The sequence below is a fragment of the Streptomyces glaucescens genome (assembly GCF_002154375.1).
In the GTDB taxonomy this organism is placed as follows: domain Bacteria; phylum Actinomycetota; class Actinomycetes; order Streptomycetales; family Streptomycetaceae; genus Streptomyces; species Streptomyces glaucescens.
On sequence record NZ_MUND01000049.1, the window covers coordinates 1 to 8,611 of the forward strand.

General features: G+C 75.9%; 7 protein-coding genes. 6 read left to right on the plus strand and 1 reads right to left on the minus strand.

Going from position 1 to position 8,611, the window contains the following annotated elements:
• From CCN42_RS03920 to CCN42_RS03940, 5 genes are all read left to right on the plus strand, one after another.
• Nucleotides 1-1,791, plus strand: a 1,791-nt coding sequence (locus CCN42_RS03920; protein ID WP_245877132.1) for a lipid II flippase MurJ, incomplete at its 5' end; no start/stop codon positions are given.
• On the plus strand, nucleotides 1,775-2,548 hold the full coding sequence (locus tag CCN42_RS03925) for a polysaccharide deacetylase family protein (RefSeq protein ID WP_086733077.1): 774 nt from the start codon (nucleotides 1,775-1,777) through the stop codon (nucleotides 2,546-2,548). The genes CCN42_RS03920 and CCN42_RS03925, both read left to right, overlap by 17 nt.
• Nucleotides 2,545-3,696 carry a glycosyltransferase gene (locus CCN42_RS03930; protein ID WP_086733078.1) on the plus strand — a complete coding sequence of 384 codons (1,152 nt, stop codon included), beginning with the start codon at nucleotides 2,545-2,547 and terminating at the stop codon, nucleotides 3,694-3,696. Before CCN42_RS03925 ends, CCN42_RS03930 begins: the two co-directional genes overlap by 4 nt.
• Nucleotides 3,693-4,382, plus strand: a complete 690-nt coding sequence (locus CCN42_RS03935) for a YveK family protein (RefSeq protein WP_245877133.1) — start codon at nucleotides 3,693-3,695, stop codon at nucleotides 4,380-4,382. Before CCN42_RS03930 ends, CCN42_RS03935 begins: the two co-directional genes overlap by 4 nt.
• On the plus strand, nucleotides 4,379-5,521 hold the full coding sequence (locus tag CCN42_RS03940) for a GNAT family N-acetyltransferase (RefSeq protein WP_086733079.1): 1,143 nt from the start codon (nucleotides 4,379-4,381) through the stop codon (nucleotides 5,519-5,521). Before CCN42_RS03935 ends, CCN42_RS03940 begins: the two co-directional genes overlap by 4 nt.
• Before the next feature lie 31 nt (nucleotides 5,522-5,552).
• Here CCN42_RS03940 and CCN42_RS03945 read toward each other — a convergent pair whose 3' ends face one another.
• Complete coding sequence (locus tag CCN42_RS03945) at nucleotides 5,553-7,016, minus strand: glycoside hydrolase family 26 protein (protein WP_211294623.1); 1,464 nt, start codon at nucleotides 7,014-7,016, stop codon at nucleotides 5,553-5,555.
• A gap of 205 nt (nucleotides 7,017-7,221) precedes the next feature.
• Between CCN42_RS03945 and CCN42_RS03950 the strand changes: the two genes are divergently transcribed.
• Entirely contained in the window at nucleotides 7,222-8,496 is a 1,275-nt protein-coding gene (locus CCN42_RS03950) for a carboxylate--amine ligase (protein WP_086733080.1), read from the plus strand.
• The last annotated feature ends 115 nt before the right edge of the window (nucleotides 8,497-8,611 follow it).

An 8,611-nucleotide genomic window follows, 5' to 3' on the forward strand; every position in this document is an offset into this window, starting at 1 on the left:
CCCCCGGCCCGTGCCGCCACCCCCCGTACCGCCGAGCAGGGCGCCCAGCTCCCCCAGGAGCCGGGGAGTCCCCGCGAGCCGGGGAACCTTCAGAAGCCGGACAACGACGACCCCTACGAGCCGGGGAACACCCACGCCCCAGGCACCCAGCACGAGCCGGAGGCCCCTCAGCCGGAGGCCCCTCAGGAAACGGGAACTCCCCAGAACCTCAAGAAGGACGTCCAGGAGTCCCGGGGCTTCCTCGCCAGGGCCGCCCTCCTCACCGCGGTGCTCTCGATCGCCGGATCGGTGCTGGGGCTCGCCCGGGACCAGGCGCTGGCCCGGCTGTTCGGTGCGGGCAGTGACACGGACGCCTTCCTGGTGGCCTGGACGGTCCCGGAGTTCGCCGCCACCCTGCTGATCGAGGACGGGCTGGCCTTCGTGCTGGTCCCGGCGTTCAGCCTGGCCCTGGCCCGGCGGGCGCGGGGCGCTTCCGGCGACCCGGTGCGCGCCCTGATCGCCGCGACCGCGCCCCGGCTGCTGCTGGCTCTGGCCGCCGTCGCGGCGCTGGTCGTGGCCGTCGCGCCGCACCTGGTGGAAGCACTGGCGCCCGGCCTGCCGGACCCGGCCCTGGCCGTCGACTGCACCCGCCTCACCGCGACCTGTGTGCTGACCTTCGGCCTCGCCGGTTACTGCAGTGCCGCCCTGCGCGCCCACCGCCGCTTCCTCGCCCCGGCGTCGATCTACGTCGCCTACAACACCGCCATCATCACGGGGATGTTCGTGCTCGGCGGGCGCTGGGGCGTGCGCTCGGCGGCGGTCGGCGTCGCGGTCGGCGGCTGCCTGATGATCGCCGTACAGCTGCCTTCGCTGCTGCGGCAGCTGGGCAGGCGGTCGGCGGACGGCCCGGACGGGGAGCCCGCGGAGAGCGCCCGGCCGGTGGCCCTCGCACTGGTCGCGACCGTGCTGCTGTTCGCGCTGTGCCGCCAGTCGCAGGTGCTCATCGAGCGGTTCCTCGCCTCCCATCTGCCCGCCGGGGCGATCTCCCACCTCAACTACGCGCAGAAGGTGGCGCAGATCCCGATGACGATGTCGCTGATGCTGTGCACGGTCACCTTCCCGGTGGTCGCGCGGGCGCTGGCCGACGGCGACACGCAACGGGCACGCGCGCGGGTGGAGCGCGACCTGGCGCTGGCGGCGAGCGTGGTGCTGCTGGGCACGGCGGCGGTGGTGGCGTGCGCGCCGCAGATCGTCGAAGTGCTCTTCCAGCGCGGCGCGTTCACCGCCGAGGACACCGCGGCGACCGCGCGGGTGATGCGGGTGTACGCGCTCGGGCTGCTGGGCCAGACGCTGGTGGGCGCGCTGATCCGCTCGTACTTCGGGGCGGGCCGGCCCACCTGGTACCCGGTCGTCGCGATGACGCTGGGGGTGGTGGCGACCTCCTGGATCGGCGCCTGGGCCGTGGGCCCCTGGGGCACCTGCGGCATCGCCGCCGCCAACGCGGCCGGCATCTCGTTGACCGCCGCCCTGCTGCTGGCCGGCACCCGGCGGCGCGGGGTGGTGCCGATCCGGGTCCGGCCGGTGCTCGGGGAGCTGAGCCGGCCGCTGCGGGCGGCCCTGGTGGCGACGCTCGCGGGCGCGTTCGTCGCGAGTCGCCTGGCCGCTCCGGGGCCGTCGCTCGCCGCCGGACTGCTGACCGTGACCGTCGTCTTCGCCCTGCTCGGCCGGGCCCTGGGCGCGCAGGGCGTCGCACCCGCATTCCGTTCCGTACGCTCCGTGACCCGAAGGCTCGCACATGGCCGCTTCCGTTGACTCCGCCGCTCCCGGCACCCGTGCCACCCCGGCGTCCCTCACCGCCCCGGTCCCGTGGGTGGCGATGTACCACTCCGTGGGCGACTGCTCCGACGACCCGTACCGCATCACCGTCACACCCGCCCGGCTCGACCGGCAGCTGGGCTGGCTGCGCCGGCGCGGGCTGCGCGGCGTGTCCGTCGCCGAGCTGCTGGCGGCCCGCGCCGAAGGGAGGGGCCGCGGGCTGGTCGGGCTGACCTTCGACGACGGGTACGCCGACTTCGTCGACCACGCGCTGCCCGTGCTGCGCCGCCACGGCTTCGGCGCGACCCTGTTCGTGCTGCCGGGCCGGCTCGGCGGCGACAACGCCTGGGATCCGCTGGGCCCGCGCAAGCCGCTGCTGACGGCGGACGGCATCCGCGAGGCCGCCGCCGCCGGTGTCGAGATCGGCTCGCACGGACTGACGCACGTCGATCTGACGAAGGCGGACGACACGGTGCTGCGGGCCGAGACCGCCGGGAGCAGAGCGCTGCTCACGGAGCTGGCCGGCGCTCCGGTCGCCGGGTTCTGCTACCCGTACGGCACCGTCGACCGCCGCGCCGTGGACGCCGTGCGCGCCGCCGGGTACCGCTACGCCTGCGCCATCGACCCCGGCCCGCTCACCGGCCCGCACGCCCTGCCCCGGCTGCACATCGGGCAGCGGGACACCGCCGTACGCCTCCATCTCAAGTACCGGCTGCACCGGTTGCGCCGCCGGCCGGTGGAGGGGACGCCGTGAGAGCGCTGCACATCATCACCGGCCTCGGCGTGGGCGGCGCCGAGCAGCAGCTGCGGCTGCTGATCCGTCATCTGCCGGTGGACTGCGACGTGGTGACGCTCACCAACCCGGGCGCGGTCGCCGACGGGCTGGCCGCCGACGGCGTCCGCGTCGTCCACCTCGGCATGACCGGCAACCGCGACCTGACCGCCCTCCCCCGCCTCGTCCGGATCGTCCGCGACGGCGGTTACGACCTCGTCCACACCCATCTGTACCGGGCCTGCCTCTACGGGCGGCTCGCCGCCCGGCTCGCGGGCGTGCGGGCGATCGTCGCCACCGAACACTCCCTCGGCGACTCCCAGATGGAGGGCCGCCCGCTCGGCGCGGGGGTGCGCGCGCTCTACCTCGCCGGCGAACGCCTCGGTCGCGTCACGGTCGCCGTCTCCCCCACGGTCGCCGACCGGCTCAGACGCTGGGGCGTGCCCGCCCCCCGCATCGAGGTGGTGCCCAACGGCATCGACCTGGCCCGGTTCCGCTTCGACCCGCTCCAGCGGCACCGCACCCGGCAGCGGCTGGGCCTGCCGGAGGGGGCGTACGTCATCGGCGGCATCGGACGGCTCACCGCCGGCAAACGCTTCGACGTCCTCGTGCGCGCCCTCGCCCGGCTGCCCGGCGACCACTGGCTGCTGCTGGTCGGCGGCGGCCCCGAGGAGAACGTGCTGCGCCGCACCGCCCACGATGCGGGCGTCGCCGACCGGGTGCTGTTCGCCGGCGAGCGCCCCTGCGTCCCCGACGGCTCCCCCGGCCACGACCTGCCCTCGCTGGTCTTCGCGATGGACGTGCTGGCCTCGCCGTCCCCCGAGGAGTCGTTCGGCCTGGCGATCGTGGAGGCCCTGGCGTCCGGGCTGCCGGTGCGTTACGCCTCCTGCCCCGCGATCGAGGCCCTGCCCCCGCACAGCGCCCCGGCGGCCCGCCGCGTCTCCGGCGGCGCGGACGCCTTCGCGCGGGCCCTCGCCGAGGCCCGCGCGGCCGGTCCGGCACCGCGCGCCGCCCCCGAGGCCGCCCACCACTACAGCATCACGCGCAGCGCCGCCCGGCTGATGGACGTGTACGCGCGCACCACCTCCCCCTCCCTGTCCCCGTCTCCGCAGGAAGTCACCGCCTCATGACCGAGCACGTCACCGGGGACCACGCCCCCGGATCGCACCGCGCGCCCGCACCGCGCCGCGGGTCGTCACCCCTGTCCCGCGCCCGGGCGCTGCCCCCCTGGTCGCTGCTCGCCGCCGGGGTGCTGGCCGGCGGGCTGCTGGGCGGCGGGTACGGGGTGGTCAGGGCCCCCACGTACACGGCCACCAGCTATGTCGTCGCCGTGCCCACCGAGCGGTCCGACCCGGCCACCGCGCTCGGCTTCGCCCAGGCCTACGGCCGGGCCGCCACCCAGCTCGCGGTGCTCGGCGACGCCCAGGTGTGGGCGGGCGTCCCGGTCGCGACGCTCCGGTCCAGCGTGCGGACGGCGACCTCCCCGGACGTGCCGATGGTCGCCGTCACCGCCACCTCGGCCCGCCCGGACCTCGCCGCCGACATGGCCAACGCGGTGGCCCGCGCCCTCACCCGGCACGCGGGCGACACCGTCAAGGCCACCCATGTCGAGCTGGAGCAGTTCGCCCGCGCCACCGAACCCGCCGAGCCGTCCTCGGCGTCCCCGGCCGTGACCGGGCTGGTCGGCGCGAGCGCGGGCGGGTTGCTCGGCGGGCTGGCGCTGCTGGTGCGGCCCCGGCGCGGCCCGGACGGGCGGGGCCGTCCCGCCGCGCTGCCGAGCCCGGCCCTGGCCGGTGACACCCGCGGTGCGCTGTGAACGCGGCGGACACCGCGCTCGCCGCGCCCGCCGCCCGCCCGGCGCCCGGCTGCACGGCGGAGGTCGTCACCGACGAGGCCGCCTTCGCCGCGCTGGGCCCCGCGTGGGCCCGGCTGTACCGGCGGTGCGGTGCGGCGACGCCGTTCCAGACCCACGCCTGGCTGTACTCGTGGTGGCGGTCGTACGGCAGGCGGGGGCGGCTGCGGCTGGTGCTGGTGCGGTCCGGAGGCGAGCTCGTCGCGGCGGCCCCGCTGATGCGCACGGGCGGTCCGCTGCCCGCGCTGGTACCGCTCGGCGGGGCGATCTCCGACTACGCCGACGTCCTGCTGGACGACACCCTCGGCGACCGGGCGGTGGCCGCGCTCACCGGCGCCCTCGCCCGGGAGGCCCGCGGCGCGCTGCTCGACCTGCGCGAGGTGCGGCCCGGCGGCGCCGCGGAACGGGTCTACGAGCGGTGGCGCGGGCCGCGCCGCCGCCTCGACGACTCGCTCTGCCTGGAGCTGCCCCCGCTGCCCATGACCGATCTGGTCGCCCGGCTGCCGTCGGCCAAGGCCCAGCAGCGGGTGCGGGCCAAGCTGCGCAAGCTGGCGGCGCTCGGCGTCGAACGGCGCGCCGTCGCCCCGGCCGAGGTGGCACGGACCGTGGACCGGCTGCTGGAGTTGCACCGTCTTCAGTGGCAGGGGCGGAAGGTGACGCCGGAGCATCTGCGTCCCCGGTTCCGCGACCATCTGACGCGTGCGGTCGGGCCGATGGTGGCGTCGGGAGACGCGGTGGTCACCGAGTTCGTGCTGGACGGCGCGGTGGTCGCCGTCGATCTGACGCTGCTGTCGCCGTGCCTCACCGGCGGCTATCTGTACGGCGCCCACCCGGGTCTGCGGGACCGCAAGGCGGACGTGGCGGTCATGCTGCTGGACGCCGCCACCGAGCACCTGGCCGGACGGGGCACGCTGAGCCTGTTGCGCGGCGACGAGCCGTACAAGCACCACTGGCGGCCGGATGCGGTGGTGAACCGGCGGCTGCTGCTGGCCCGGCGGCGCACCGCACCGCTGCTGGCGGCGGCACTGTGCCGGGCCGAACTGCGGGACCGGGGCCGGGAACTGGTCCGGCGGCGGGGGCGTGACGGTGGCGACAGGGCCTGAACGTGCCTGCCGCCGCCGTCGGCGTGCCGGGTCAGTCGAACCGCGTCCACCAGTCGGCGCGCACGCACAGCTTCCCGCCGAGCCAGTGCTCGACCCAGTCGCCCAGGTCCAGCGGTGTGCAGTCGTCCGACGGCTGCGGGTCGGGCTCGGTGGCGGGCGGGTCGACCGACGGGCTGGCGGACGGGCTCACCGGCGGGGCGGCCGGCTCACCGGTGCGGCCGGACAGCACGCTGCGGTACACCTCGGCCGCCTCGGGGTTCTCGTCGCACTGCCACACGCCGTGCGGGCAGTAGTCGGTCAGCGTGTTGTAGAGCGGTCTGTGCTCGTCCATCCAGGCGAGCATGCGCCGCATGTACTCGGCGTTGTCACCGTTGCGGAAGAGACCCCATTCCGGATAGGAGATGGCCTTGCCGTGCTGCGCCGCGAATTCCACGTGCCGGCGCAGCCCATAGGGCTCACTCACCTGTTCGTCGAACGACATCCCGGCCGGCTGGTCGTAGGAATCCATGCCGACGATGTCGACCACGTCGTCCCCGGGATAGCACTCCGTCCAGGCGACGGCGTCCTTTCCGCGGCTCGGCGTGAAGTCGAACCGGAACTCCTGGCCCGGCACCGAACGCATGGTGGTGACGATCCTGTTCCAGTACTTCTTCCAGGACTCCGGGTCCGGGCCGCAGCGATGGGTGTAGGTGGTGCCGTTCATCTCCCAGCCGAGCACCAGCACCGTGTCCGGTACCCGCAGTGCGACCAGCCGCTCGGCCAGGGCGCGGAAGTGGTGATCGAACCGCCCGGCGGCGCCCTGCCTCAGCAGCGCCCGCACCTCGGCGTCGGGGACGCCCTCCTCGTTGCGCTCCAGCATGGGCACGTTGAGGACGAGCATCCGGTCGGCGCGGCGGTTGCGCCAGTCCGCCCACGCGGCGAGGAACCCGGGGCGGCCCTCGATGTTGCTCCAGCGGTCGCCGGGCAGATAGGTGTGGCCGACGCGCAGCTCGGCGCCGCCCAGCCACCGGCTGAACTCGGCGATGCGGGCCACCCCGCGCGGGCCGTAGTCCAGGTAGGCGCCGATGGCGGGAATGTCCTTCGCGGGTGCCGGTCCTGCGGGCGGCGCGGGGGCGGCCGGAGTCTCCGGGACCAGGGGAACCGCCGGAGCCGGCGCGGTCGACGGGACGGACGGGATCGCCGGGACCGGCACGGCCGACGGGGCCGCCGGGCTCGCGGCAACCGGCGGGGTCACGGCGACCGACGCGCTCGCGGGGGCGGACGGGCTCGCGGGGACGGACGGTGCCGCCTGTTGCGGTGGCGGCGCCAGGACGGCATGCGGTCCGGTCGCCTCGGGTCGCGGTACCGCCGGGGGCACCGGCGTCGGATCGGCGACCACCACCACCGCCAGTCCGGCAGCGAACCCCGGCCCCGCGGCCAGGGCGGCAGTCGCGGCGACCGTCGCCGCGACGCATGCCAGCCGCCGGGGCCGGGCCCGTCGCTGCTGTGGGGTCATGCCTGCTCCTTCCGCCACGCTCGCGCTGTTCTTCGAACGCTCTTCTCGTGCTGCGCCGTGGAGATCTACCGACACTCAGTCACACGGACCGGCATACCGCCAGCGCGGTTGGGGCTTTCGAGTGCCCCACTCGTCCGCGCGGGTGAGAAAACCTGTGCCGCGCGCTTCGCGGCGCGCGCACTCCGATCGAATGGAAAGAACCACCGTGCCGCTGTTCGACACCCGGGTCCCCGCCGTTCTGCTGCGGACCGACCGGAACCCCTTCCACCACGGAACTCTGGGAGCCGTGCGCTCGCTCGGCCGGACCGGGGTGGAGGTGCACGTGGTCGCCGACTGCGCGGGCAGTCCCGTCGGCCGGTCCCGTTTCGTACGGCGACTGCACGCGCCGCCCGCCCCGGACGCCGGCCCCGACGAGATCGCCGCCGTCCTGCGCCGCGTGGCAGCCAGCCTGGCGGGTCCCGCCGTACTGGTGCCGATGGACGACGCGAGCGCCGTCGCCGTGGGCCGGCTGCGTGCCGGGCTCGCACCCGACTATCTGCTGCCCGACCCCTCCCACGTGCTGCCCGAGCACGTCGCCGACAAGGCGGAGCTGGCCGCGGTGTGCGCGGCCCTGAACGTGCCGCATCCGGTGACCGTGGCCCCGGACAGCGCCGCCCGGGCCGCGTCCGCCGCCTGGCGCCTGGGACTGCCGGTGGTGGCGAAGTGGAGCCGCCCCTGGCTGCTGCCGGCCGGGGCCGGACTGCGCAGCACCGTCCTCGTGCGCTCCGCCCAGGAGGCCCGGGAACTGTATGCGCGGACCGCGGAGGCCGGAAGTCCGCTGCTGCTCCAGGAGTTCCTGCCACCCGGCGAGGACCGCGACTGGTTCGTGCACGGCTACGCCGACCGCTCCGGCACCCTCGGGGCCGGCGGCACCGGGCGCAAGCTGCGCTCCTGGCCGCGCGGCGCGGGCCTCACCGCGGTCGGGGCGTGGACGGAGCTGCCGCAGCTGTGGCGGCTGGCCGCCCGCCTGGTCGCCGAGCTGGGCTACCGGGGCATCCTCGACCTGGACTTCCGCCGCTGCGCCACGACCGGCCGCTACCACCTGCTCGATTTCAACCCCCGCCCCGGCGCCCAGTTCCGGCTCTTCACCGACACCGCGGACCTGGACGTCGTCCGAGCCCTCCACCTGGATCTGACCCGGCGTCCCCTGCCGGGCGGGGAACCGCGGCCCGGCCGGACCTTCGTGGTGGAGAACTACGCCCCGCTGACCGCCCTGCGCCCGGCCCCCGCCGGCCGGGAACTGGCCTGGCACGCACAGGACGACCTCGCGCCGGGTCTGGCCATGTGGACCCTGTGGGGCGCCCATGTCTCACGCCGACTGAGCGGACGGCTGCGGCACACCACGCCCGTCCCGGCCCGCCCGCACGTCCCGCCGGCGCGCCACGCGGACGCCCCGACCGCACCGGACCTGTCCGGCGACGAGAAGGCGGGCAGCCGCTGAGGTGGCGCAGGGGCGCCCCCGGTGACGGTGAGCCTCCGCCACCCGGGGCGTCCCCGGTACCTCGGTGCGCCGACAGCCCCTAGGCCGTGTCCGTAAAGTCCCGTCTGCCCCGCGA

Bases quoted from the DNA above. Each gene is read 5' to 3' on its own strand.
- CCN42_RS03925 (WP_086733077.1), top strand. From the start codon at position 1,775: ATGGCCGCTTCCGTTGACTCCGCCGCTCCCGGCACCCGTGCCACCCCG.
- CCN42_RS03935 (WP_245877133.1), top strand. From the start codon at position 3,693: ATGACCGAGCACGTCACCGGGGACCACGCCCCCGGATCGCACCGCGCG.
- CCN42_RS03945 (WP_211294623.1), bottom strand. From the start codon at position 7,016: ATGACCCCACAGCAGCGACGGGCCCGGCCCCGGCGGCTGGCATGCGTC.